Origin of the sequence: Micromonospora sp. NPDC049645, from assembly GCF_040675155.1 — a bacterium.
In the GTDB taxonomy this organism is placed as follows: Bacteria; Actinomycetota; Actinomycetes; order Mycobacteriales; family Micromonosporaceae; genus Micromonospora.
In genome coordinates this window covers 525,610-548,819 of the sequence record NZ_JBFAOI010000002.1, presented here as the reverse complement: position 1 = coordinate 548,819, position 23,210 = coordinate 525,610, and the positions used below count along the sequence as shown (strand labels likewise).

At 70.7% G+C, this 23,210-nt stretch carries 25 protein-coding genes; 13 read left to right on the top strand and 12 right to left on the bottom strand.

Features of this window, described 5'->3' with window-relative positions; translation table 11 throughout:
• The first annotated feature begins 25 nt into the window (after positions 1–25).
• The 3 genes from AB0J33_RS07920 to AB0J33_RS07910 are packed head-to-tail and all read left to right on the top strand — an operon-like array spanning position 26 to position 2,777.
• The gene (locus tag AB0J33_RS07920) at positions 26–736 is read left to right on the top strand and encodes a (Fe-S)-binding protein (RefSeq protein ID WP_363611107.1); all 711 of its coding nucleotides are present in this window, start codon (positions 26–28) and stop codon (positions 734–736) included.
• Positions 733–2,178, top strand: a complete 1,446-nt coding sequence (locus AB0J33_RS07915) for a LutB/LldF family L-lactate oxidation iron-sulfur protein (RefSeq protein WP_363611105.1) — start codon at positions 733–735, stop codon at positions 2,176–2,178. The genes AB0J33_RS07920 and AB0J33_RS07915 overlap by 4 nt, the downstream gene beginning before the upstream one ends.
• Positions 2,175–2,777 carry an LUD domain-containing protein gene (locus tag AB0J33_RS07910; protein ID WP_363611103.1) on the top strand — a complete coding sequence of 201 codons (603 nt, stop codon included), beginning with the start codon at positions 2,175–2,177 and terminating at the stop codon, positions 2,775–2,777. Before AB0J33_RS07915 ends, AB0J33_RS07910 begins: the two co-directional genes overlap by 4 nt.
• Here the strand turns inward: AB0J33_RS07910 and AB0J33_RS07905 are convergent.
• Positions 2,766–3,266 carry a signal peptidase II gene (locus tag AB0J33_RS07905; protein ID WP_363611101.1) on the bottom strand — a complete coding sequence of 167 codons (501 nt, stop codon included), beginning with the start codon at positions 3,264–3,266 and terminating at the stop codon, positions 2,766–2,768. The two genes, AB0J33_RS07910 and AB0J33_RS07905, sit on opposite strands and share 12 nt — an antisense overlap.
• A 36-nt stretch (positions 3,267–3,302) precedes the next feature.
• Complete coding sequence (locus AB0J33_RS07900) at positions 3,303–3,986, bottom strand: hypothetical protein (protein WP_363611099.1); 684 nt, start codon at positions 3,984–3,986, stop codon at positions 3,303–3,305.
• A 994-nt stretch (positions 3,987–4,980) separates the two neighbouring features.
• On the opposite strand from AB0J33_RS07900, the gene AB0J33_RS07895 reads away from it, so the two are divergent.
• A complete protein-coding gene (locus AB0J33_RS07895; RefSeq protein WP_363611097.1) occupies positions 4,981–5,277 on the top strand; it encodes a hypothetical protein in 297 nt (98 codons plus the stop codon).
• Here the strand turns inward: AB0J33_RS07895 and AB0J33_RS07890 are convergent.
• The 5 genes from AB0J33_RS07890 to AB0J33_RS07870 form a co-directional block, all read right to left on the bottom strand.
• On the bottom strand, positions 5,270–5,410 hold the full coding sequence (locus AB0J33_RS07890) for an AtzH-like domain-containing protein (protein WP_363611095.1): 141 nt from the start codon (positions 5,408–5,410) through the stop codon (positions 5,270–5,272). The two genes, AB0J33_RS07895 and AB0J33_RS07890, sit on opposite strands and share 8 nt — an antisense overlap.
• Positions 5,411–5,767: 357 nt before the next feature.
• Positions 5,768–6,811, bottom strand: a complete 1,044-nt coding sequence (locus tag AB0J33_RS07885; protein ID WP_363611093.1) for a hypothetical protein — start codon at positions 6,809–6,811, stop codon at positions 5,768–5,770.
• Positions 6,808–7,146 (bottom strand): PadR family transcriptional regulator, encoded by a 339-nt coding sequence (locus AB0J33_RS07880; protein ID WP_363611091.1) that lies wholly within the window; start codon positions 7,144–7,146, stop codon positions 6,808–6,810. Before AB0J33_RS07880 ends, AB0J33_RS07885 begins: the two co-directional genes overlap by 4 nt.
• A gap of 324 nt (positions 7,147–7,470) precedes the next feature.
• Entirely contained in the window at positions 7,471–8,364 is an 894-nt protein-coding gene (locus tag AB0J33_RS07875; protein WP_363611089.1) for a DUF1963 domain-containing protein, read from the bottom strand.
• 204 nt (positions 8,365–8,568) lie between these two features.
• A complete protein-coding gene (locus tag AB0J33_RS07870; protein ID WP_363611087.1) occupies positions 8,569–11,547 on the bottom strand; it encodes a BTAD domain-containing putative transcriptional regulator in 2,979 nt (992 codons plus the stop codon).
• Between the two features lie 109 nt (positions 11,548–11,656).
• Here AB0J33_RS07870 and AB0J33_RS07865 point away from each other — a divergent pair, with 109 nt between their 5' ends.
• From AB0J33_RS07865 to AB0J33_RS07855, 3 genes are read left to right on the top strand one after another with little or no spacing between them, the layout of a single operon-like run.
• A complete protein-coding gene (locus AB0J33_RS07865; RefSeq protein WP_363611085.1) occupies positions 11,657–12,295 on the top strand; it encodes a hypothetical protein in 639 nt (212 codons plus the stop codon).
• 6 nt (positions 12,296–12,301) lie between these two features.
• Complete coding sequence (locus AB0J33_RS07860; protein ID WP_363611083.1) at positions 12,302–12,820, top strand: SdpA family antimicrobial peptide system protein; 519 nt, start codon at positions 12,302–12,304, stop codon at positions 12,818–12,820.
• On the top strand, positions 12,754–13,806 hold the full coding sequence (locus AB0J33_RS07855; RefSeq protein WP_363611081.1) for a sporulation-delaying protein SdpB family protein: 1,053 nt from the start codon (positions 12,754–12,756) through the stop codon (positions 13,804–13,806). Before AB0J33_RS07860 ends, AB0J33_RS07855 begins: the two co-directional genes overlap by 67 nt.
• Positions 13,807–13,834: 28 nt before the next feature.
• Here AB0J33_RS07855 and AB0J33_RS07850 read toward each other — a convergent pair whose 3' ends face one another.
• Positions 13,835–14,821 carry a zinc-dependent alcohol dehydrogenase family protein gene (locus AB0J33_RS07850; protein WP_363611079.1) on the bottom strand — a complete coding sequence of 329 codons (987 nt, stop codon included), beginning with the start codon at positions 14,819–14,821 and terminating at the stop codon, positions 13,835–13,837.
• Between the two features lie 160 nt (positions 14,822–14,981).
• Between AB0J33_RS07850 and AB0J33_RS07845 the strand changes: the two genes are divergently transcribed.
• Genes AB0J33_RS07845 through AB0J33_RS07835 form a run of 3 tightly spaced genes read left to right on the top strand, consistent with a single transcriptional unit; the run spans position 14,982 to position 17,322 of the window.
• Positions 14,982–15,572, top strand: a complete 591-nt coding sequence (locus AB0J33_RS07845) for a copper chaperone PCu(A)C (protein ID WP_363611077.1) — start codon at positions 14,982–14,984, stop codon at positions 15,570–15,572.
• The gene (locus AB0J33_RS07840; RefSeq protein ID WP_363611075.1) at positions 15,569–16,786 is read left to right on the top strand and encodes a Dyp-type peroxidase; all 1,218 of its coding nucleotides are present in this window, start codon (positions 15,569–15,571) and stop codon (positions 16,784–16,786) included. Before AB0J33_RS07845 ends, AB0J33_RS07840 begins: the two co-directional genes overlap by 4 nt.
• Positions 16,783–17,322 (top strand): copper resistance CopC family protein, encoded by a 540-nt coding sequence (locus AB0J33_RS07835; protein ID WP_363611073.1) that lies wholly within the window; start codon positions 16,783–16,785, stop codon positions 17,320–17,322. Before AB0J33_RS07840 ends, AB0J33_RS07835 begins: the two co-directional genes overlap by 4 nt.
• 58 nt (positions 17,323–17,380) lie before the next feature.
• Here AB0J33_RS07835 and AB0J33_RS07830 read toward each other — a convergent pair whose 3' ends face one another.
• On the bottom strand, positions 17,381–18,514 hold the full coding sequence (locus AB0J33_RS07830) for an oxalate decarboxylase family bicupin (protein WP_363611071.1): 1,134 nt from the start codon (positions 18,512–18,514) through the stop codon (positions 17,381–17,383).
• Positions 18,515–18,527: 13 nt separating this feature from the next.
• A complete protein-coding gene (locus tag AB0J33_RS07825) occupies positions 18,528–18,788 on the bottom strand; it encodes a hypothetical protein (RefSeq protein WP_363611070.1) in 261 nt (86 codons plus the stop codon).
• Between the two features lie 198 nt (positions 18,789–18,986).
• Here AB0J33_RS07825 and AB0J33_RS07820 point away from each other — a divergent pair, with 198 nt between their 5' ends.
• Positions 18,987–20,567, top strand: a complete 1,581-nt coding sequence (locus tag AB0J33_RS07820; RefSeq protein WP_363611068.1) for a helix-turn-helix transcriptional regulator — start codon at positions 18,987–18,989, stop codon at positions 20,565–20,567.
• A 7-nt stretch (positions 20,568–20,574) separates the two neighbouring features.
• Positions 20,575–20,739 (top strand): hypothetical protein, encoded by a 165-nt coding sequence (locus AB0J33_RS07815; protein WP_363611066.1) that lies wholly within the window; start codon positions 20,575–20,577, stop codon positions 20,737–20,739.
• Positions 20,740–20,742: 3 nt separating this feature from the next.
• Here AB0J33_RS07815 and AB0J33_RS07810 read toward each other — a convergent pair whose 3' ends face one another.
• Positions 20,743–21,753, bottom strand: a complete 1,011-nt coding sequence (locus tag AB0J33_RS07810) for an aldo/keto reductase (protein ID WP_363611064.1) — start codon at positions 21,751–21,753, stop codon at positions 20,743–20,745.
• Positions 21,754–21,869: 116 nt separating this feature from the next.
• Between AB0J33_RS07810 and AB0J33_RS07805 the strand changes: the two genes are divergently transcribed.
• Positions 21,870–22,478, top strand: coding sequence for a TetR/AcrR family transcriptional regulator (locus AB0J33_RS07805; protein ID WP_363611062.1), 609 nt, complete (start codon positions 21,870–21,872; stop codon positions 22,476–22,478).
• A gap of 75 nt (positions 22,479–22,553) precedes the next feature.
• Here the strand turns inward: AB0J33_RS07805 and AB0J33_RS07800 are convergent, their stop codons facing one another.
• A complete protein-coding gene (locus AB0J33_RS07800) occupies positions 22,554–23,183 on the bottom strand; it encodes a VOC family protein (RefSeq protein WP_363611060.1) in 630 nt (209 codons plus the stop codon).
• Between the last annotated feature and the right edge of the window lie 27 nt (positions 23,184–23,210).

The window sequence follows — 23,210 nt, the reverse complement described above, 5'->3', positions numbered from 1 at the left end:
ACCCCGACCCATCCGAGGAGCCGCCGTGCGGATCGCCCTCTTCATCACCTGCGTCAACGACCTCGCGTACCCGGCCACCGGCATCGCGGTCACCCGCATCCTGCGGCGCCTCGGCCACACCGTCGACTTCCCCGCCGACCAGACCTGCTGCGGGCAGATGCACGCCAACACGGGTTACCGGGCCGAGGCCATGCCGATGGTGCGCACCTATGTCGACCTCTTCGACTCCTACGACGCAATCGTCGTGCCGTCCGGGTCGTGCACCGCGATGATCCGCGAGCAGTACCCGCGCCTGCACCCGCCCGCCACCTCGGTGGCCGCCCGCACGTACGAGCTGTCCGAGTTGCTCGTCGACGTCCTCGGGGTCACCGACGTCGGCGCCGAGTTCCCGGAGACGGTCACCTACCACCCCACCTGCCACGGCCTGCGGATGTTGCGCCTCGGCGACCGACCGCTGACCCTGCTGCGCCAGGTACGTGGGATCAACCTGGTCGAGCTGGGCGACGCCGAGGAGTGCTGTGGTTTCGGCGGCACGTTCGCCCTGAAGAACCCGGACGTCTCCACCGCGATGCTCACCGACAAGTGCGCCCGGGTCCGCGACACCGGCGCGCGGGTGCTCGCCGCCGCCGACAACTCCTGCCTGGCGCACATCGGCGGCGGGCTGGACCGCCACCGGGCGGGCGTACGGGCCGTGCACTACGCCGAGATTCTCGCCGAGACGGGAGCCAGCTCATGAGCCATCCGGTCGCACCCGCCACCGGGGGCGGGCGGATCCGCACGCCGCTGCCGTTCCCCACCGCCGCCAGGCCGGCCGTCGCCGACGCGCAACTGCGCGCCAACCTGCACCGGGCCACCCGCACCATCCGCGCCAAGCGGGGCCGGGTCGTCGACGAGGTGCCCGACTGGGAGGCGCTGCGCGACGCCGGCTCGGCGATCAAGGCGGATGTCCAACGTCGGTTGCCGGAGCTGCTGGAGCAGTTCGAGGCGTCCGCCACCGCCGCCGGCGCCACCGTGCACTGGGCCCGGGACGCGGCCGAGGCGTGCCGGATCGTGGTCGCGTTGACCCGGGCCGCCGGGGCCGACGAGGTCGTGAAGGTCAAGTCGATGGCGACGCAGGAGATCGAGCTGAACGAGGCGCTGGAGGCCGCCGGGATCGCCGCGTACGAGACCGACCTCGCGGAGTTGATCGTGCAGCTCGGCGAGGACACGCCCTCGCACATCCTGGTGCCGGCGATCCACTACAACCGGGCGCAGATCCGGGAGATCTTCCAGCGCCGGATGCCCGACGCGCCGGCCGACCTGAGCGACGAGCCGGCGGCGCTCGCCGAGGTGGCCCGCGCCCACCTGCGACGGCGTTTCCTCTCGGCCCGGGTCGCCGTCTCCGGCGCGAACTTCGCCGTCGCGGACACCGGCACGCTGGTGGTGGTGGAGTCCGAGGGCAACGGGCGGATGTGCCTCACCCTCCCGCAGACGCTGATCAGCGTCGTCGGTGTGGAGAAGCTGCTGCCGACCTTCAGCGACCTGGAGGTCTTCCTGCAACTGCTGCCGCGCTCCTCGACCGGGGAGCGGATGAACCCGTACACCTCGATGTGGACCGGCGTCACCCCCGGCGACGGCCCGCAGGACGTGCACGTCGTGCTCGTCGACAATGGCCGGTCCGCGGTGCTCGCCGACCCGGTTGGGCGCCCGGCGCTGTCCTGCATCCGCTGCTCCGCGTGCCTCAACGTCTGCCCGGTGTACGAGCGGGCCGGTGGGCACGCCTACGGCTCGGTGTATCCGGGGCCGATCGGCGCGATCCTGTCGCCGCAGTTGACCGGCGTGGCCGACAACGCCTCGCTGCCGTACGCGTCGACCCTCTGCGGCGCCTGCTACGACGTGTGCCCGGTGAAGATCAACATTCCGGAGATCCTGGTCCACCTCCGTCAGCAGGCACCGCACCCGCCGGCCGAACGGGCCGCCATGCGCGTCCTGTCCTGGGTCATGCGCAGCCCTCGGCGCTGGGCCGCCGCCCTGCGCCTGGCCCGGACCGGCGCGGGGCCGCTCGGGGCGTACCGTGAACGACGCACCGGCGCCCGCACGCTGCGGCGACTGCCCTGGCCCGCGTCGGCGTGGACCCGGTCGCGCGACCTGCCGCTGCCCGCGTCGCAGACCTTCCGGGAATGGTGGGGAAAGCAGTGACCGCACGCGACGAGATCCTGGCGCGGCTCCGGACGGCCCTGGCCGACGACCCGCCGCCGGTGCAGGTGCCCCGCCGGTACCGCCGGGTCGACGAGCGTCCCGACCTGATCGGCACCCTCGTCGACCGCCTGGTGGACTACCGGGCGATCGTCCACCGTGGCATCGACGCCCTACCCCGGCTGCTGGGCGGGATCGACCGGCTCGCCGTGCCCACCGACATTCCCGCCGACTGGCTGGCCGGCTACGCCGGGCAGCTGCACCGCGACGCGCCCCCGCTGTCAGCTGCCACACTCGACGAGCTGGACGCGGTCCTGACCGGCTGCGCCGTGGCGGTCGCCGACACCGGCACCATCATCCTCGACGCCGGTCCGACGCAGGGGCGGCGCGCGCTCACCCTGGTACCCGACCGGCACATCTGCGTGGTCCGCACCGACCAGGTCGTCGGCCTGCTGCCGGAGGCGGTGAGCCGACTGGACCCGCGCGCGCCGCAGACCTGGATCTCCGGCCCGTCCGCCACCAGCGACATCGAGCTGAACCGCGTCGAGGGCGTGCACGGCCCGCGCCGGCTGGAGGTCGTCCTGGTCGGCTCAGGATCCTGACGACACCTGCTCGTGGGTCTCGCCCGCCGGCTCCCGCAGCGGAACGCCGCGCACGTTGAGCAGCATGACGATGCCCACCCCGACCACAAGCGCGATGTCGGCGACGTTGCCGACGAAGAACCCGGCGTAGTCGATGAAGTCCACCACGTGCCCCCGGGCGAACCCCGGCTCACGGAACAGACGGTCCAAAAGATGCGTCGTCGCGCCGCCGAGCACCAGCCCCAACGCCACCGCCCAGGCGCGCGAGCCGACCCGCCGCGCCACGACCGTCACCGCGACCACCGCCGCCGCCGCGAACACCGCGAAGATCCAGGTGTACGCGGCGCCGATCGAGAAGGCGGCACCCGGGTTGTACACGAGTCGAAGTTGCAGCAGGTCCCCGAGGATGGCGACGGTCTGCCCGTCGGACAGCGCGGCCTCGGCCCAGTATTTGGTGAGCTGATCCGCGGCGAGCACCACAGCAGCGATCAACAGGACGACGCGGAACATCCCGGAACCCTAGCCGGCCGCCGCTGACGTTCGCGCTCAGGCCACGACCCGCCGTCGCCGGGCGGCCAGCAGCAGCGCCACGGCGGCGACAAGTAGTGCGCCGCCGGTGAGGGAGACGACCGGGACAATGGCACCGCGGCCAGGTTTGGCACCGGGGCCGGGCTCGGCGCTGCGGCCCGGGTCGGTGCTGCTCGGGGCCGGCGCGCCGACCAGGGTCCAGTCGTGGGAGTCCTCGCCCGAGCCGTACACCGCGTGTTGGCCGCCAGGACCGGTGGCCGTCGCGCGGTACGCCGGGTTGAGATCGGTCAGCATCCGTACCGCGACGGTGACCCTCTCGACCGGCTGCGGGCAGGTGTAGTCGACGGTCACCCCGGCCCGCGCCAGGGCTTTCGACTCGGTCACCGCGCCGACGCAGCGACGCGCCCCGTCGGCCACCGTGATCTGCCGGAGCACGTACGCCGAGAAGGTCTCGGACGACGCGAGCAGCGCGGGGTCCGTGCTGCGGTAGTCGACCGCGCCGTCGAGCAGGACACGGTCGGGCGGCAGCAGGCCCAGTGAGACACCGAGCAGTGTCAGGTCGTCAGGTCCGCCGACGCGCCACCGGACCCGGACGACCTCGGGCCGCTGCTCGTCGCGTGCGATCGACACGGTCTGCGGATCACCGGACGGATGCGCCGCCGCCGAGGCCGGCGCGGCGATGACGGATGCGGCAACGGCCAACGCCGCCAGCGCAAGGACGGTCGCCGCGCTTCGTCGACAACGTGTGAGCAGGGACAAGAAGCGCTCCGGAATCATGGCCGAGGAATTCCCGCACACCCTGCCGAGCGCGCGCTAACGGGCAGGTCCGCTGGGGTGTTCAGCACCGGACCGTGGCATGAACAGCTCGTTGATCACCTCGCCTGCCCTGCGGTCACCCGTCAATCCGCCCGGTAGCTCGTGTTGGTCATCCTGGTCGGCACGCCTACTCCAACGGAATCTTCGCGCGATGCTGGCATCGAGGTCAGGCAGCCTGCTGGCACGCCTCCCGGCTCGGTTCGGCTGGCACCGTTGCTGTACTTCGCTGCTGCACTTCTGAACCCCTCAGGGCATCGGCGCTCAAACCAGGCCGAGGCCAATGGCGAAGTCGGTGATCGTCGTAGGGGCGTCTCGCCGTTGGGCAACCTCGGTGACGACTCGCCGCGCCGCAGGTCGATGCCGTATTTTGGCCGAAGCCGGCGACGGACCCAGCGGACTGGCACACGCCCGACGAGCATGGGTTGCACTACCGACCAACCGCCGCTCGCAGACCCTCAACCTCGTCCTTCGTGAAGTCGAGAGAGCCGCGGGGCAGCGACGCTGAACAAACGAACACATGCCCCCTTGCTTGTAAGTTCTGGGGCGCTCCGTCCGGCGATGTTCATCCGCGTGTGCGGCCCTAGGGGAAGTGTCTGATTGCGACCTCCATGGCCGCGCACCTCCGGGCTGGTAGCTGTCGACCCGGTCGGCCGTTCGCGCTGTTCCTCCGAAGACACCGGGTCAGCCCGCTTACCCACCGAAGCGCGCCCGGATGTCGCTCGGGCCCCTGGACGCCGGAACGTCAGGAGATCCGCCCCGGCGGTAATGAGTGCTCGTACAACCTCGGACAAGCGCGAACACCCCGACCGTGGCGATTGCCGAATTGGCGCCCATACGCTCAGTGCCGACCACAGCCCAACGGAGAAAGCGAGGCAAGGTCTTGAGGAGATCACTGCTGGCGCTGGCAACAGCCGCCATGCTCCCGCTCGGCGTGCTGGCCGTGCCGAGTCCGGCGCTCGCCGCCGGTTGCACGACCACCTCGACCATCCTGATGCGGTTCGCGGACGGGTCACCGTTCCGCTCCGGCTACAGCAGCACATCCCCGCTAGTTGGGTACGCCTACTCGGACTACACCTATGCGATGAACGGTCGCTGCACCAGTGCGGCCGGCCTCCTGTGGTACCGGGCTGCTGGCTCACCACCGACGTACATCTACAGCGCCCACCGAATCAACTAACTCCCCGAGCCGCGCAGTCCGGAACGGAGACGTGGGCGGTGACGATCCGCCAGCCGACGGGTGGGCGTACCCAGGTCTGGGTCTGCCGCCCGGTGGGCGCGCCGCCGGCGTACCCGAAGCGGGTCGTCACCACCGCGAGGTCCTGCCGAACGTGGTGACCACCGGGTCGACCAGCCGGCGACCGGCCAGCAGGGGCGGCTGCGCGGCCCGCCACTCGCGTTGCTCGTCCACCCGTACAGATGGTCGGCGAGGCCGAACCGTACGGTCCGCTCGGAATCTCAGAAGTACGCGCAGATTCGTTTCGTGTCACCGTCGACCAACGTCCGCTCGTAGTCCCATCCGGTACGTCCCTCCGATCCGTAGGTCGGGCACCGGCCGGCCCGAGATCGCTCTCCCGGCCGACGGGGATCCCCGCCCGTGTGGACTGTTGCGATGGTCCGAGGACGGGTGGTGCAGCGGCGTCGGGACAGCCCGAGGCAGCTACGTTTTGTCATGCCGTGGCCGTGCCTGCTGAACCGGGGTCGGTGGCGGGTGCAGGCCGGGGCGGGCAGAGCACGGCCACGGCGATGGTTGCTGTTATCGCCGCCCCGGCGGGGTAGGCCATGCCGCCAAACTCGTCCGTGGGCACCAGGCCACGCCAGAACGGCGAGTCGGGCACGGCCGTACCGGACAGTGTGCCCAGGTATTGCAGACTGCCGAGCAGCCAGGCGGGGATCAGCAAGACGAGACCAACGATGGCGGTGGTGGCAGCGAGAGGGGCTGCCAACGGACGGTGCTCGAGACGGCGGCTGGCCCAGCCGGCTAGCAGCCATCCAGCCAGCATGCCGAGCAGGCCGACGGCGAGCGTCGAACCGGTGAGCCAGGGTGGTTCCGCCCGGTAGATCGAGACCCTGAGCCCGCCTTCGGCGTACGCTGCGTCGAAGTAGTCCTCGAACGACAGCACGAGTGCGTCGTTGCGTGCGGTCAACGCCTGCGAGTTGTTTTGCCGGGCGCCAGTTTCGATGTTGGTCGGGCTGGTCGAGTAGGTGTCGGTGACGGTCCAGCCGGCCGCCTCCAGGCGTTGCCGCAGGCCGGCTAGATAGGCGTCGACGTCCTCGGTCGCAGGCGTTCGATCGGTGCTGTAGCTGACCGACGCCGCATCGGTCTCACCACCGTTGTTGCGGAAGGGGACGTCCGACCTTTCGTACCCTCGTGCCGATAAGCCTGGGGTGAGCATCTCGGCGAGCTGAGTCCACGCGGCGCCGCTTGGTAGCGCCGGCGCCGCCTCCCAACCAATACGGTTCGCCAGCGACGCGCTCAGAAAGCCGGAGAAGATTGAGGCGAAGATAGCCAGCACGACCACGCCCCTGCTGAGTGGGCGACCGAGTCGGGCCCGCATGCCTTGCCGAAGCAGGTTGAGCGTCTCGATAGGGCCGGGCCGGACGTGTCCGGCCTCGGCAGCCATGAGCAGCGTGTCTGCCAGTTCTCCGCGACGTGAGCCCTTCGGGTAGACGCGCAGCAGCAGGCGATATGGGGTGGCGAGGCGGCGGCTCATGCGAACGCCGGGCCAGGCCGCGAGGCGTTCAATAGTCGCGATGCGGTGCTGGCGTTGCGGGCCAATCGCGCTGTCTCCTCAGCGAGTGCCGCCGCGCCGCCGTCAGTGAGGCGGTAGTAGCGCCGAGGACGCCCTTCAACGATCTCCTCTCTGTCGATCGCGACCAGCCCTTGGGCGGCTAACCGGTCCAGCGCCGCGTAGAGGGTGCCGGCCTGCAACCTGACCTGGCCTTCGGAGAGCAACTCGGCCGCCTGGATCACGCCGTACCCGTGCCGTGGTTGATCGACCAGCGCGGTCAGGATCCAGAACGTCGGCTCTCGCATGGCCTTCGACATGACCGCCAATATAAAGATGATCTGACTATGGTGCAATGGCACTGGTGCCGCACCGGCGGGGCGCTTACATCGCCCGCTTGCAGTCCCGAGCCACGCCCCCGCGACCGGCAGAGCCGAACAAGCCACACGAGCGCCCTCCGGAGGCCGGAGGGAGCACGAACGGCCACTGCATCGCGGGGCATCCCCGCTATCGCAACGTCCGAACAGCACACTCACTTCGACAACAGCGATGCCCAGCATCTGACGTCGGCATCGTCGGCATCGTCGGCGTCGCCGGCATCGCCGGCAACGCGGATCGTGACCGTACCCGACGCCGCCGGTGTTCTATGGGATCAGCTCAGCCACGGGAAGTGCTTCGTCCAGCCGACCAGCGGCCAGGTCGTCGTGACGGATCACGAAACTCCCGTCACTCCGGTAATAGAGCTCGTTGTCTACGGGAAAGTGGGCGAGCGACACCCACTCACTCGTCAGCCGGTGCGCCTCATTTTCCACATGGGAATACCATTTCGCGACCGGGATGACGATCTCGCCGGTCTTCTCGCGCCACGCGAGGGTCTGCTCAGCAATACTCTTGATTACCTCCTCGTCGGCATACCCGCCGATACAGGCGCTGGCGTACCCGTTGTCAGGCGGCCAGAGTTCGTTGGCCAGAGCACAGAGTTCGTCCAGGTGCGGAAGGTCACGCTCGAGGTCACGGGCCAACTGCTGCTGGAAGGGCGACAGGTCGTCCTCGTCGTCCTGGTCCTCCTTGTCCTCCTCGCCCGCCCCGAACCAATCGGGGAACTCAGCGCGCAGCGTGGCGCCGACGTCGTACTGCTCGCCGACGAACGCGTCGTCAGTGGATCCTGTCCCCACCTCGGTATCGGTGCCGGCCGGCACATACACGACTCGCCCGTACCTTCGCTCCCCGGTGGCAGCGGCCTGCTCGTGGTTCAGGAAGAACAGCAGCGAGCCGTCTGCCGGCAGGCCGAAGCCGTCGACTCTTGGCAGCGCCGCACAGTCGACCGAGAAGATGAACGGCAACGGACTGACCCCGTCGGACGGCCAGTCCATGCCCACCGGCAGCCGGGGCAACCCACCGAACTGCCCGACCGGAACAACGCTTGATGCTCCGCTCAACCGGATCGACAAACGGAGGTGCTGGATAAACCGGCTGACCTCGTTGTCCGGGATGCCCAGCGTGAGCGCTGCACGACGAAACCGCCCCTGATGATCCATAGCGCAACATGGTGCCACGAGGAACAGCGACCAGAGGGCGAGCCTGGCGACCGGATGCCCCACGGCCCGCAGACGCTGTCGTCGGCATCGCTGCTGCCGTGATCAGGCGCGCGCGCAACTCGGCACGTCCAGATGCAGGCATACGCAGTCCGGAACGGGGTCAACAGCCAGACGACCGGCGCAGACAACGCGTCCTGGCCAGCCTCACCCAGTCGTCACCGTCCGGATCTTCTCCAGGATGCGGTCGGCGTCCTGGCCCAACTCCACAATGATGTCCAGCGCCTCGCGCCACACCCCACGCGCCGTCGACCGTTCGCCCACAGCGAGATGGGTGTCGCCGAGGTGGGTAAGCGTCATCGACTCGTAGTAGCGTTCGCCCGCCTCGCGCCAGAGCGACAGGGCCTGTCGGTAGCACTCGGTGGCCTCCGGATACTGGCCCAGGTGGTGGTGCACGCACCCGAGGCTGTCCCAGGTGTGCGCCTGCCAGTAGCGGTCACCGGCCTCCTGTTGCAGCAGCAGCGCCCGCTGGCAGTGCTGCAGCGCAAGCTCGTGGTCACCGAGCTGGCTGTGGTACCAGCCCGCGTTGTTCAGGGCATTCGCCTGCCCGGATCGGTGCCCGGCCGCCCGAAACAGCCGCAGCGCCTGTTCGGCGTAGCGCAGGGCGAGCCGGGGCTGGCCCCGATGCTCGGCGACCGTACCCAGGTTGAGCAGGGTGCGGGCCTGCCCCACCTGATCACCGAGCCCGCGGTAAAGCCGCACCGCGTGCCACAGGTGGTCGCGGGCCTCGCCGTGTAGACCCCGACGCAGGAGGGCGATGGAGATGTTGCGGTGCGCGCGAGCCTCCCCGTCCCGGTCCGAAACCCGGCGGGCCGCCTCCAGCGCGAGCTGTTGGACGATCGCCTGGTCATGCCAACGGCCACACCGGTCCAGGAAGGTGGTCATGGCCCAGCCGAGCTGCCACGCGTGGACGTCGTACCCGTCGCCACCGGCCCGTCGCAGAAGATCGAGCAGCACCGGATACTCCTGGCTGAACCAGGTCCAGGCGGCCTCGCGGTCATCGATCACCGCTACGGTCACGCCCACGACCGTCGCTGGTAACCGGATCGGATCACGGTGTGGGTGCAGCCGCAGGTCGGCAAGATGGGCGCTGGCCAGGTAGTGGTCGAACATTCGGTGCGTCACCGCCAGCCGCTCGGCGCGGTCCTCCTCGATGTCCGTCCGTTCCATGGCGTAGGCGCGGAGTAGGTCGTGCATGGCGTACCTGCCCGGCGTGTGTTCGGTGACCATGTGCGCGTGCGCCAGCTCTGCCAACAGCGGGCGTACCCGCGGGGGTGGAACACCGGTGAGGCTGGCCGCAGCAACCACACCCACATCCGGGCCGGGATGCATGCTGAGCAGTCGGAACAGGCGCGCGGCCCGACTGCTCAGGGCGCGGTATGACCAGGAGAAGACCGAGCGGACGTCAGTTTCAGCGTCCATGCCCGTGAAAGCCTCCAGACCTCCGTGGGCCAGGTCCAGCTCCTCGGCGATGGCTCGCAGGGAGAAGTGTGGGTGATCGACCAGCCGGGACGCCACGATGGCGAGCGCCAAGGGTAGCCCCGCCGACCGGGCCGTGATCGTTGTGACGGCCGCCGGCTCGGCGGTGAGCCGGGCCGCGCCGAGGCGGCGGACCAACATACTGTGCGCGTCGCCGAGCGGCAGCGGGTCCAGGGTGATCGGATGTGCTCCTTCGGTCATCACCAGGCCGGTCAACCTGCTGCGGCTGGTGATCAGGGTGAGGCAGCCGGGTCCACCCGGCAGCAGCGGGCGGACGTGCTTGCTATCGCGGGCGTTGTCCAGCAACAGCAGGACCCGACGCCCGGCCAGCAGCGTGCGCAGCAACGCCGACTGGGCGGCGAGACCCTCGGGCAGGTGCTGTGCTGGCACCTCGAACGCGTCCAAGAAACCACGAACCGCCTCACCGGGGTCAAGCGGCGGACCGGTCGGATGGAAACCGCGCAGATCGACGTGGAGGTGGCCGTCCGGAAACCGGTCGGCCACGAGGCGGGCGAAGTGGACCGCCAGGGCCGTTTTTCCCACGCCCGCGATGCCGGATAGGACTGCCACCATGGCCGTGCCGGCCCGAGTGGCCGCGTCTAGCAGCCCGCACAACTCGTCAAGCTCAGCAGTGCGTCCGGTGAAGGCGTACGGCGACGCGGGTAGCTGCGCCGGAACCGGCTTGGTCGTGGTCGGTGCCGCCGGCCGGCTGGGCCCCGGCCGGGAGATGGCCGCGGGCGCCGTTACCGGCGCCAGTCGCGGGTCGGCGTTGAGGATTGCCCGGTGCAGCTCGGTCAGTTCCGGTCCTGGCTCGATCCCTAGTTCACCCACCAGCAGTCGGCGTACCTGGTGATACGTCCGGAGCGCCTCGGTCCGGCGGCCTGCCCGGTACAGGGCGAGCATGAGCTGCCCGTGGGCCCGTTCGCGCAGTGGCTCCGCCGCGACCAGGTCGGCGATCTCGTCCACGAGTTCGACTCCGCCGCCCAGCGTGAGTTCGAGTGACAGGCATTCTTCCTGGAGGCTGCGGCGTTGGTCGTTGAGCTGGGCCGCCGCCGCCTCGACCAGCCGGCCAGGCACTCCGGTGAAGGCGGGCCCGCGCCATAGCGCCAGCGCCTCCCGCAGGTGGACGACCGCGCTCGTCAACTCTCCGACGGCTGCGAGCCGGCGGCCCTGCCGTGCCCGGTCGACGAAGACCCGCAGGTCGATCTCGTCGTCCGGGACGCGCAGGGAGTACCCGCCGGAGTCGGTGACGATCTCGCCCGCCGTCGCCAGCTGTTTACGCAGCATCGACACGCAGTTGCGGACCACCTTGACCGAGCTGGTGGGCGGATGCTCGTCCCAGATCGCCTCGACCAGCCGGGACACCGGCACCACCCGGTTCGCGTCGAGCAACAGGGCGGCCAGGATACGTTGCTCCCGTGATGCGCCCAGAGAAATTCGGCCACGGTCGAGTTGCACTCTGAGCGGACCCAGTACCTCGAACCTCACGTACCTCCCGCCCTCGTCCGTGCCAGCCGAGCCGTCCCATTGGCCCCTGCGCGGCCGACGGCTCGGCCGCCAGCCGAACGAGCCGTGGTGCTTTGGATTGTCACACCGCCACGAACGTCTGCATAGGCGGTTGTCGATGACTTGCGGAACCGGTCCCATGGTGTCTCGGTGCCGGGCCAGACGTCGCCGGGGACGAACTGGGGATCGATCGGGGACGGTCAGGCGCAGGGTGCTCCTGAAAAGTCGCTTTGATTTGCGGGAGGTAGTCATGAAACACCGCAAGGTCTGGCTCGGCCTGCTCGTGCTGGCCCTGGCAACGGTGTCCCTCGGCTTCGGGGCGCGCGGCCAGGCCGACTCCGGCTGGCCGGCCCCGCCGCCGCGGTACCGGGCCACGGAACTCTCCGATGCGATCCTGTTCAACGACGGGCCGGCCGCCTACCGGCTGGTCTACCTGGAGCGCCCGCCGACACGGTGGACGCCTGCGCTGCGGCAGGCCCAGGGCGCGCTCAGTTCGGAGCTGACCCGTCGGGGCACCTGGTCCGACGCGATGATCGTGCAGCGGATACAGAGCGGTAACCCGGTCGCGGTGCGCGAAGGGCTGGTCACCCTCGTCGCGCTGGCCCGCGAGGTGTTCAACCGGACATTCGGCAAGGAGACCGTGGACTCCGCCGTACTCCTGGTCAACGATGCCCTGCTGGCGAACGCGTATGAGGTCGTCCGCGCCGACTCCTACATCGACATGGACAACAACAACCGGACCCCGCTGGAGGTCGGTACCATCCGGGCCATCTTCGCCGGCGGTTTCGCCGACTGGTCCTGGGACATGGCCGGCAACCCGGCGCCACGGGCCAAACTGGTGCAGGATCAGCTCATCGCGGTCATCGCCCGTGACCTGCGAGCAGGGTAGTTCACAGTGGACGACACGCGCTTGGGACGGTGGATCGTCGCGATCGCGGCGGTCGCCATGCTCCTCGTGGGCTACCTCACCCGGGCGGTGCTGCCGGTAGCCGCGATGCCGGCCCCACCCGGCCGGACGGTGGCCCGCGCACTGGTACCGGAGGGCTGGGCGTTCTTCACCCGCGACCCCCGCCAGCCCAGCCCGGTGGCCTACACCACGGACCGGGACGGCCGGTGGCGGCTCGCCTCGGGCAGCAGCCGTGGCCCGGCTGGCCTGGACAAGCGGGACCGTGCCCGCAGCGCGGAGATCTCGCTGCTCACCCGCCGGCTGGACGGGCCCGCGTGGACCAAGTGTGACGGCGAACCCTCCACCTGCCTGGCCGCCGCCCCGGCCACCGCGGTAGCCAACACCGCCAACGTACGCACGCTTTGCGGCGACATCGGGATCGTCCTTCAGGAGGTACTGCCATGGGCCTGGAACGACCTGCCGACCGTGCTCCCGTCCCGGGCGGCCCGGCTCACGGTGACCTGCTAGACCGGTGGCTGGCCCGGATCGGCCGGCGCTGCCGACCCGCCTTGGCCGTCGCGCCCTGGTCGAGCGGATTCGGGCTGGCCCGTACGCTGCTGGCCACCGGTACCTGCGCCACCCTACTGGTCAACCCGCCGGCGATCCTACTGTCGATGGACAGCGCCGAGGACTGCACCGGGCCGGCCGCCGCCGGCATCTGGTGCGTCCTACCCGCCAGGCAGGGGCAGCTCGCCGGGTGGATAGGGATCGCCGTGCTGGTCGTGGTGGCCAGTGGCTGGCGCCCCCGGTGGACCGCTTTGCCGCACTGGTACATCTCCTGGAGCGTGATCGCAAACCTGTCCGCGTTGGACGGCGGTGACCACATCACCGCCACCCTCAGCCTGTTGCTGCTCCCGATGGCCCTCACCGACCCCCGGCGGTGGCATTGGCAACCACCACCGGCCGGCACCGCGATCGGCGCCGGCCGGGTGGTCGCGCACGCCGCTCTGGTCCTCGTCTGGCTCCAGGTCGCCATCGTGTACCTGCACGCCGGCATCGCGAAGCTTGGCGTCACCGAGTGGGCCGACGGTACGGCGATGTTCTACTGGCTCCGCACACCCGGGTACGAGCCGCCTGATTTCCTGCGTCCGCTGGCCGAGGCGGCTACCAGTTCCGCAGTGGGGGTGACGCTATTCACCTGGTCGGTGCTGGTGTTGGAGTTCGCTCTGACCGTGGCCCGGCTGTTGCCTCCCGGGCTGCGCCGCGTACTACTGGTCGCCGGGCTGGCGTTCCATATCGGTATCGCGATCGTCCTGGAACTGGTCACCTTCGGTCTCGCGATGAGTGGGGCGCTGCTGCTCTATCTGTTGCCCGTGGGACACCAGGTCAGGTTGCCGGCGATCCGGAAGGCTCACCCGCACCGCTCCACATCGACCCGCAGCGCTCACAGACATGGCGTTAGGCGAACCGAGACGCCAGGGAATGCCAGCTATCCCGGGAGTATCAACGACTGACCACTTCGACCCTTACGAACCGCTCCGCTCAGTCGGCGATGTCCACGACGACCTTGCCCTCGGCGGTGCCGCCGGCGACCAGGCGGTGGGCGTCCATGACCGTGTCCAGGGTGAACGTGCGCCGGTCCAGTCGGGGGCGCAGCGCGCCGGCGTCGGCCAGCGAGGCGATCTCGCGCAGGATCTCGCCCTGGTGTTCGCGGCCCCGCCCGGTGAGCATCGGCAGCAGGGTGAACACCCCGGAGTAGGTAGCGCCGCGGAACGACAGCGGGGCGAGCGAGTGTGTGCCCCAGCCCAGCGCGCTGACCACGTGCCCGGAATAGGTGCGCACCGCCGCGAACGACGCGTCGAGCGTCGCGCCACCGACGTTGTCGACGACGATGTCGAACCCTTCGCCGCCGGTGTACCTCTCGACGTACTCCTCGACGTCGGTCGCGGTGTAGTCGATCGGCACGGCACCCAGACTCTCGATCACCCGCAGGCTCGCCGGCCCGCCCGTGGCGTACGCCTCGGCGCCGCGCGCCTGGGCGAGTTGCACACCCACGTAGCCGACACCGCCGGCGCCGCCGTGCACCAGCACCTTCTGCCCGGCGTGGACCCCGGCCCGGTCGACCAACCCCTCCCAGGAGGTGATCGCCGCCAGTGGCAACGCGGCGGCCTCCCGCATCGAGAGGCTCCTCGGCTTAACGGCCAACAATCGGGCGTCCACGGCGGCGTACCCGGCCAGCGAGCCCTGCAGGTCACCGACGCCCCCGCACAGCCCGTACACCTCGTCGCCGGGCGCGAAGCCGGTCACCTCCGCACCGACCGCCGCGACGACTCCGGCCAGGTCCAGACCGAGCACCGTGGGCGGCTTGACCCGCGCGTGCGCAGCCTTTCCTGCCTGAATCTTCGTGTCGAGCGGGTTGACCCCGCTGGCGACGACGCGCACCAGCACCTCCCCCGCACCGGGAGTGGGTTGGTCGATCTCCTCGACCGTCAGCGGGACGTCGAACTCCCGCAGCACCGCAGCCCGCATGACAATCCACACTCTCCGTGATCGAGTCGTCACGAGAACGCTATCGGACCGGGCTGTCCGCCGGGCGGCTTCGGTGGCGTCGTGCATCGGCCTCGCCGGAACTTTTCGGCTGACGTGGCCGACCACCCGGACGCCACACCCGTGATCGAAGGGACCGTTCATGCTCAGCACCACCCTCGTCGGCCGGTACCGCCGCTCGGCCGCCGTCGTCGCCACCGCCACGCTGTTGGCTGCCGTCGTCACGGCCTGCGGGTCGTCGGACGACTCGCCACCGGCGACCCCGAGCCCGTCGGCGGTGGCATCGGCAGGCGCGACCGCGGGAGTGGTCGGCATCCGCGATCCGTGGGTGAAGGCCGCCGACGATGGCATGACGGCCGCGTTCGCCACCCTGGTCAACGACGCGGACACCGACGTGACGATCACCGGCGTTGCCAGCGAGCTGTCCCCGATGGAGCTGCACGAGATGGCGATGGAGAACGGCAAGATGGTCATGCGGGCCAAGCCGGGCGGTGTGGTCGTCAAGGCGAAGAGCACCCACGTGCTGGAGCCCGGTGGTGACCACCTGATGCTGATGAACGTGAAGCAGCCGGTACGGGCCGGTGACGAGTTGACCTTCACGCTCACGTTCGCCGACGGTCGGACCCAGACCTTCTCGGCGGTGGCCAAGCCGTTCACCGGTGCTCAGGAGAGCTACGCGCCCGGTCACGGGGCCAGCCCGACGCCGGGGATGAGCATGAGCCCGGCCGCATGACCTCGGCACCGACACCTCGCCCGGTGCGCCGCCGTGGCCTGCTCACCGGCGGGGTCCTCGCCGCCGGGGGTGTGCTCGCCGGCGTGGCCGTGACCCGTGACCGGGACGGCGGGCTGACCGAGGCCGCGCTGGCCACCGAGGTCGGCACCATGGTCGAGCCGTTCCACGGTGCAAGGCAGGCCGGGGTGGCCACCGAACCGCAGGCGCACGGGTCGTTCGTGGCGCTCACCCTGCGGGCCGGCACCGACCGGGCCGCGCTGGGTCGGATGCTGCGGCTGCTCACCGACGACGCGGCCCGGCTCACCCAGGGTCAGCCGGCCCTGGCCGACACCGAGGCCGAACTCGGTCTGCTGCCGGCCCGGCTGACCGTGACCTTCGGTTTCGGCCCCGGCCTCTACCGTGCCGCCGGGGTCGACGACCGGCGGCCGGCGTCGGTCACCGAGCTACCCGCGTTCCGCATCGACCGGCTCCAGCCGGCCTGGTCCGGCGGCGACCTGCTGCTCCAGGTCTGCGCCGACGACGCGATCACCGTGGCGCACGCCCAACGGGTCCTGATCAAGGACAGCCGGCCCTTCGCCACCGTTCGGTGGGTCCAGCGGGGCTTCCGGCGCAGTCCCGGCGTCGAGCCGGGCGGTCGCACCCAACGCAACCTGTTCGGTCAGCTCGACGGCACCGCCAACCCCCGGCCCGGCACACCGCTGGACACCGCCGTCTGGGTGCCGGACGGGCCGGCGTGGCTGCGCGACAGCACGACCCTGGTGCTGCGGCGGATCAGCATGAACCTGGAGACCTGGGATCTGCTCGGCCGCGCCGACCGCGAGGTCGCCGTCGGCCGTCGCCTCGACACCGGCGCCCCGCTCACCGGCGCCGCCGAGCACGACGAGCCCGACTTCGCCGCCACCGACGCCGACGGCCTCACCGTCATCCCGGACTTCTCCCACCTGACCCGCGCCCACGTCGGCGACGACCGGCAGAGGATCCTGCGCCGGCCCTACAACTACGACGGTGCGCCGACCGCGGAGGGTCACGCCGACAGCGGCCTGATCTTCGCCTCGTACCAGGCGGACATCGCCCGGCAGTTCCTGCCGATCCAGCGCCGCCTCGCCGACCGGGACCTGCTCAACGAATGGACCACCCCGATCGGGTCCGCCGTCTTCGCCATCCCGCCCGGCTGTCAACCGGACGGGTGGATCGGCGAGCAGGTGCTCGGATGAGCCGCGTGGCACGACTCGGTGTCGCGGCGTTCGCCGCCCTGCTGGCGCTGCTCGCGCCGGCCGGCCCGGCGTGGGCGCACAACACGCTCCGGTCCTCGTCGCCGGCCCGGGACGCGGCCCTGCCCGCCGCGCCGACCGAGGTTTCGCTCGAATTCTCGGCGCGGCTGGACCCGGCGTTCGCCACGGTCGTGGTCACCGACGCCGCCAAGCGTCGGGTTCCCACGGGCGTCCCGGTCGTGGTCGACACGACGAGCACGATCTCGGTGACCGGCAGGCTGCCGAACGGGACGTACACCGTCGCGTATCGGGTGGTCTCCACCGACGGGCATCCGCTCCAGGGGTCGTACCCCTTCTCGGTGGCCGACCCGATGGGGAGCGCCGCGCCGGTCGGCGACGCCGGCACCTCGGCGGACGCCGTCGGCGCGACGGCGGACGGCGGCCTTCGCGCGGGCCTCCTCGCCGCGGGTGCCGTGCTGGCCGCCCTGCTCGCGGCGGCGGTCGGCCTGTCGCTCCGTCGACGGGCGGCCCGGCGCTGACCGGCTGACCCACCACCGCACGGTGACCGGCCTGGCGGGTCGAGGCCGGTCACCGTGTTCAGAGCACGACCTGTTTGGTGTTCGGCAGGCTGTCGACGATCGACGTCTGCACGTTGAGCGTGTCCGCGATGACCTCGTGGGGCGTGTTGGCCATCCACTGCATCACCGAGATGTCCTCGAACCGGGGATGGCGGAACATCTCCAGGAACACCAGCGGCTGGTCACCGGTGTTCTCGATGTAGTGGCCGTACGCGAACGGGACGTAACCCACGTCGCCGGCCTGGAAGTCGAACGTGCGGGCGGCGGCCTGCGACGCGAAGACACCCATCCGTCCGGTGCCGGAGATGTAGTACTGCCACTCGTCGGTGGTGGGGTGCCAGTGCAACTCGCGCATCCCACCCGGCTCGACCTCGACCAGGGCTGCGGCGATGGTCGTGGAGGCGGCGAAGTTTGTCGAGTCGGTGATCCGGACCGTTCCGCCACGGAAACGTTGCGGGGTCTGCGCGAGCATCCGGTGCTTGAAGCTTCGGGGGATGTCGCCGGTGGGGCTGACCACCCGGTCCTGTTGCAGGGGTGGTGGGACGTCGCCCTGGAAGATGTACTTCTCCCGTTCGGGCAGGTTCTCCATCTGTTCCGGCGTCCAGCCGAAGTTCTTGGCCAGGACGTGCCGAGGTGTGTGCGCGAAGAAGTCGCTGAGCAGGAACGTGTTGTTCTCCGAGAACGCTCCGTCGTCGAAGACCAGCAGGAACTGTGCGCCGTCCTCCAGCGCCTGGATGTTGTGCGGCACGCCCTGCGGAAAGAACCACAGATCGCCGGCCTTGACGTCCTCGATGAAGTTGCGTCCCTCGTGGTCGACGGCGGCGATCCGGCAGCTGCCGCTGAGCATGTACGCCCACTCCGACTGCTGGTGCCAGTGGATCTCTCGATACGCGCCGGGTTCGAGACCGAACTGGACGCCGGACAGCTGGCTGGCGATCGGCAGGTCGCGGCTGGTGACCTCGCGGGTCCAGCCGCCCTTCTCCACCCGGGTGTGCGCCTGGGAGAAGGAGAACTTGAGATTGGGCACCAGCCGGCTGTCGGTCGTCGGCGGCACCAGAAGGTCCGGGTTCTGCCGTTCCAGCTCGACGTTACGCCCCGCCAGGGGCGCGGCGCCCTGGTCGCCGCGCCGCGGCTGGGGATCGCTGTTCGCCATGATCGCTGTCTCCTCACTCGGGTTGGATCGGATTGGGCGCGGGAACGGACCCGTCCCGCAGCCGCAGCCAGGACGAGAGCCCCAGCAGGGCACTCACCCCGGGCCAGCCGTGCTGGATCGCGATCGCGACCGGCATCGCCGTCGCGGTCGCCACCAGCACCAGGCGGGTCCACGTGGGTGCGTGGCCACCCGCCCCGGTGCCGGCGAAGAGGACGAACATCAGCAGGACGACCCGGAGCCGACGCAGGCCGGGAAGTGCGGTGAGCTGGGCCATGATTCGATGATCGACGGCGAGCACCGGCCGTCGCATCACGTGATCGCGCCATTACCAGCAGTCAGATGCCGGACGCCGTGGACCAATCCGCGCAATCCCGCCGGTTCATCGAACCGGTCGCCCCCACCTGCCGCCGTGGCTAGGCTCGGTCGCAGGACGGCAATTCGACGCGCCGGGTAACGACCGGGGAGAACGCCATTGTCCGAGTCATCCCTCAACGCCGGAGCACTCCCGGCCGACGACATCGCCGCCGACAGCGAGCAACGGCGGCACCGACTGTTCGCCACCGCGGATCAGCTCCGGCTCGCCGGGCGCGGCATGGAAGCGATGCACATCCTGGCGGCGGAGATCGCCACCAGTCGCAGCGGCGAGCGCCACCGCGCCCAGCTACTCGGTCGCCTGGCGCAGATCGTGGCACTGGAGCAACCGACCATCGCCCTCGCCGGTCTGCGGGAGGCAGCGCACCTCCGACTCGACGCCCGCAGTCGCAGCACCCTGCTGGCCCTGGTCGCCACGATCGCGGCCCGCACGGGACACCCGGACACCGACGCCCTGCTCCGAGACGCGGGCAGCGCGCACGCCGCAGCGGGTGACCAGTCGTCGGCTCGCCACCTCGCCCTCGGTCGGGCCGCCCGCTCGCTCGCGCACGGCGACCTACCGGGCGCCCAGGCCCTGCTGGCGGCCCTGGATCCGGACTCGTGGGCGGCGCGGGCCGACGCCCCGTCCATCCGCGCCGAACGGATCCTCGTGCAGCTCGGCCTGGGCCGGCATCAGGACGCGCGGACCTCGGCCCGGCAGGTGCCCGACGAGATCGGCGTGTCACTCACCGGGCTGACCGCGCTGGACTGCCTGCGGATGGTGGCGGTGGGAGAGCTGCCCGAGGCGGCCGCGCTGGCGGTCACGACGCTCAGCTCGGGCTCGGCGGAGATCAGTCGGGAGGTACGCGCCCTGCTGGTCGCGGTGATCGGCGAGGTCCGCTACCGCCGGGGCGAACACGACGACGCACGTGCCGTCCTCCGCGCGTGCCTCAACGAGGATCGGTGGCCCGACCGTACGATGTGGACGCCCGCGTGCTGCGTCGCGGTTCGCGACCCCGCCCTCAGCGTGCCGGCGGGCCTGCTCACCAGAGTCGTCACCGACCTGCACCGGTCGGTCCGACCCCTCCTGCCGGTGCCGCACTTCGGTCCCCGACTGGTACGCGCGGCGGTGGCCGCCGGCGACACCCGGGCCGCCGGCCGGGTCACCGAACTGGTCGAGCTGGTCGCCACCCGTACGCCGGTGCCGCTGTGGCAGGCGCTGGCCGACCAGAGCAGGGGCCTGCGCGATGGCGACCCGGACGCGCTCCGGTCGGCGGTCGGCCGGCTGCGCACCACCGCCGCCCGACCCGCATTGGCCGACGCGTTGCTCGACCTGGCGAACAACCCCCGGCTGCGAACCGGGGAAGCCCAGGACGCCGCGCACGAGGCGGCGGCCCTCTACGCCCGGATCGGCGCTCCTGGCGACCAGGCGACAGCCGACCGGCGCTGCGCCGACCTCGCCACCACGCCGCGCCACCGGCCGTCGATCGACGAGCCGCCGGGCCGGGGTATCGAGACACTCACCCCGGCCGAGGAGCGGGTGGCCGAGATGCTCGCCGCCGGCGCCACGAAGAAGGAGGCGGCCACCAGCCTCTTCGTCTCCTTCCACACCGTCGACACCCAACTCCGCTCCATCTACCACAAGCTGGGAATCCACAACCGGATGCAGTTGGTACGGGCCTGGGAGCGGACCAGGCGATGACCGGCCGATGATCGCCCCGACCGACCTGACCCCGCTCGCCGAAGCCGTGGAGTGCGAGTTCGTGCACTCCGACGAGTCCCAGGTGCCCGAGCCCACGTACGCCGATCTCGGGATCGCGACCGCGCGCATCGGCGGCGGGGCGCAGTCGGCGCTGATCGCGGCGGCTTCCTGAGGTTTACCTCTCGCTGTCCAGCAGGGCCATCATCGGGCTCGCGTACCGCTGGCCGGAGGCGGACCCGGCCGGCACGGCCTGCTCGATCTCGTCCAACGCGGCCTGGTCGAGCACCACGTCGACAGCGGCCAGCGACTCGGTCAGCCGATCCCGCCGCCGCGCCCCGACCAGCGGCACGATGTGTTCGCCCTGCGCCGCCACCCAGGCGATCGCCACCTGGCTGGTGGTCGCCCCCAGGCGCTGCGCGACCCGGCCGAGCGCGTCCACGAGGCGCAGGTTGGCGGCCAGGTTCTCGCCCTGGAACCGTGGGCTGTTCGCCCGGAAGTCCGTGCCGGTCAGCTCGCGCTCCGCCGACCAGTGGCCGCTGAGCAGACCTCGGGACAGCACCCCGTAGGCGGTCAGCCCGATGCCCAGCTCACGCAGCGTCGGCAGGATGGTGGCCTCCGGGCCGCGCGACAGCAGCGAGTATTCGATCTGGACGTCGCTGATCGGCGCCACCGCCGCGGCCCGACGGATGCTGTCCGCGCCCACCTCGGAGAGCCCGATGTGCCGGATGTAGCCGGCCTGCTGCATGTCGAGCAGCGCGCCCACGGTCTCCTCGATCGGCACCTGCGGGTTCAGCCGGGACGGCCGGTAGATGTCGATGTGGTCGGTGCCCAACCGGCGCAGCGAGTACGCCAGCCGGTCCTTCACCGCCGCCGCCGACACGTCGTACGGTGCCGCCTGGAAGGAGCCGTCCGGTGCCCTGCGCGCGCCGAACTTCACGCTGAGCACCACGTCGTCGCGGCGACGCTCCCGCAGCACCCGGCCGATCAGCATCTCGTTGTGACCCGACCCGTAGAAGTCCCCGGTGTCGATCAGGTTGACGCCGGCATCGATCGCGGCGTGCAGCGTCGCGATGCTCTCCGCCTCGTCGGCCGGCCCGTACAGGTCCGACATGCCCATCGCGCCGAGCCCGATGATCGACACCTCTGGCCCGGAGGCACCCAACCGTCGCCGTCGTAGACCCGTCATGTCCTCGTCCCCTTCGGTCGTCGTCGCGGTGCGTCATGGTGTCCGGGGCACCGCTGTGTACGCTGTGTCCATATAACCATCGAGTAGACAGCCTGTCCATATAACCGGGAGGACCAGTGGTCGAACTCACGCCGGATCCCCGCACGCCGGCGCGGCGTGGTCGCGGCCGTCGCCCCGCCGAGCAGGTACGGGCGGAGATCCTCACGGCCGCCGGTGATCTGCTGCTGGCCGAGGGCATGGCCGGCTTCACCATCGAGAAGGTCGCCGCCCGCGCCGGGGCCAGCCGGATGACCATCTACAAGTGGTGGCCCTCCAAGGGAGCGCTCGCCCTGGACGGCTACTTCACCGTCGTCGCGCCCACCCTGGCCTTCGCCGACACCGCCGACATCGTCGCGGACCTGACCAACCAACTCGTGGCCTTCGTCCACCTGGTGCGGGACACCACCGCCGGGCGGGTCATCAGCCAACTCATCGGGCAGGCGCAGACCGACCCGGAGCTGGCCGCCGCCTACCGGGAGCGCTACTCCGCCCCCCGCCGGGCCCTCGCCGTCGAGACCCTCACCCGGGCCATGGCCCGTGGGCAGCTACGCGCCGACGTCGACCCCGAATCCGTCGTCGACCAGCTCTGGGGCGCCTGCTACCACCGGCTTCTCATCGGCGACCTGCCGCTCACCGAGGATTTCGCCCGCACCCTGGTCGACAACCTCGTCCGCGGGCTGCGCTGACCAGCCGGCGGTCCGCCAGCGGTCCGCCTCGCGGGCGTGCCAGGATCGCCTGCGGGCGCCCACGCACAGGTCGGTTCACTGCGGCGGCGTCGCGCCCGACTGCTCACTCACCAGGTACGCCGCGTACCAGTCGGGCCAGTTGTCGTCCCGCTCCCCGGTGCGCTTCTCGTGCTCACCGTGCGCGGCGGCCGCCCGGCGCAGCGCGCTCGCCAGATCGCTCGCCGAGCCGAACGAGGTCAGGCCCCCCTCGATGCGTCCGGGGAGCCTGGTGGTGATCTCCTGCATCAGCCAGGTGTTGCCGTCCGGGTCGCGCAGCGTGGCGCGCGAGACGTAGCTGCGCCGCTCGGGGTTCGGTCCGTCGACCGGGCCGTCCGGGCTGAGGTGGAAGACGTCGCCGACCTCGACACCGGCGGCGACCAGGGTGTCGCGGGCCGCCTCGACGTCGGACACGATCAGGTACGCCATGGCCGAGCCGGGTGCCGCGGGCGTGAGCCCGGGGCCGAACTGCACGGAGCACGCGGAGCCGTGCGGGGTCAACTGGACGATGCCCGGTGGGGTCTGGTCGAGCCGCCACCCGAGTCGTTGGTAGAACGCCTTCGCCCGATCGACATCCGAGACCGGGATGACGATCACCTCGAGCTTGACGTCGAGGCTCTCGATGCGCGACGTCGCACTCGCGTCGCCCTGGGCAGCCTTCGGGCTCATCGGCGCTCCCTTCCTGATCATCACGCT

What these genes read in the sequence shown, in the direction of transcription:
- AB0J33_RS07880 (WP_363611091.1), bottom strand. Translation starts at nt 7,146, where the DNA reads ATGTCGAAGGCCATGCGAGAGCCGACGTTCTGGATCCTGACCGCGCTG.
- AB0J33_RS07800 (WP_363611060.1), bottom strand. Translation starts at nt 23,183, where the DNA reads ATGAGCCCGAAGGCTGCCCAGGGCGACGCGAGTGCGACGTCGCGCATC.
- AB0J33_RS07825 (WP_363611070.1), bottom strand. Translation starts at nt 18,788, where the DNA reads ATGGCCCAGCTCACCGCACTTCCCGGCCTGCGTCGGCTCCGGGTCGTC.
- AB0J33_RS07835 (WP_363611073.1), top strand. Translation starts at nt 16,783, where the DNA reads ATGAGCCGCGTGGCACGACTCGGTGTCGCGGCGTTCGCCGCCCTGCTG.
- AB0J33_RS07905 (WP_363611101.1), bottom strand. Translation starts at nt 3,266, where the DNA reads ATGTTCCGCGTCGTCCTGTTGATCGCTGCTGTGGTGCTCGCCGCGGAT.
- AB0J33_RS07915 (WP_363611105.1), top strand. Translation starts at nt 733, where the DNA reads ATGAGCCATCCGGTCGCACCCGCCACCGGGGGCGGGCGGATCCGCACG.
- AB0J33_RS07850 (WP_363611079.1), bottom strand. Translation starts at nt 14,821, where the DNA reads ATGCGGGCTGCGGTGCTGCGGGAGTTCGACGTCCCGCTGACGGTCGAG.
- AB0J33_RS07840 (WP_363611075.1), top strand. Translation starts at nt 15,569, where the DNA reads ATGACCTCGGCACCGACACCTCGCCCGGTGCGCCGCCGTGGCCTGCTC.
- AB0J33_RS07865 (WP_363611085.1), top strand. Translation starts at nt 11,657, where the DNA reads ATGAAACACCGCAAGGTCTGGCTCGGCCTGCTCGTGCTGGCCCTGGCA.
- AB0J33_RS07830 (WP_363611071.1), bottom strand. Translation starts at nt 18,514, where the DNA reads ATGGCGAACAGCGATCCCCAGCCGCGGCGCGGCGACCAGGGCGCCGCG.
- AB0J33_RS07875 (WP_363611089.1), bottom strand. Translation starts at nt 8,364, where the DNA reads ATGGATCATCAGGGGCGGTTTCGTCGTGCAGCGCTCACGCTGGGCATC.
- AB0J33_RS07810 (WP_363611064.1), bottom strand. Translation starts at nt 21,753, where the DNA reads ATGACGGGTCTACGACGGCGACGGTTGGGTGCCTCCGGGCCAGAGGTG.
- AB0J33_RS07845 (WP_363611077.1), top strand. Translation starts at nt 14,982, where the DNA reads ATGCTCAGCACCACCCTCGTCGGCCGGTACCGCCGCTCGGCCGCCGTC.
- AB0J33_RS07870 (WP_363611087.1), bottom strand. Translation starts at nt 11,547, where the DNA reads ATGGGACCGGTTCCGCAAGTCATCGACAACCGCCTATGCAGACGTTCG.
- AB0J33_RS07815 (WP_363611066.1), top strand. Translation starts at nt 20,575, where the DNA reads ATGATCGCCCCGACCGACCTGACCCCGCTCGCCGAAGCCGTGGAGTGC.
- AB0J33_RS07885 (WP_363611093.1), bottom strand. Translation starts at nt 6,811, where the DNA reads ATGAGCCGCCGCCTCGCCACCCCATATCGCCTGCTGCTGCGCGTCTAC.
- AB0J33_RS07855 (WP_363611081.1), top strand. Translation starts at nt 12,754, where the DNA reads ATGGGCCTGGAACGACCTGCCGACCGTGCTCCCGTCCCGGGCGGCCCG.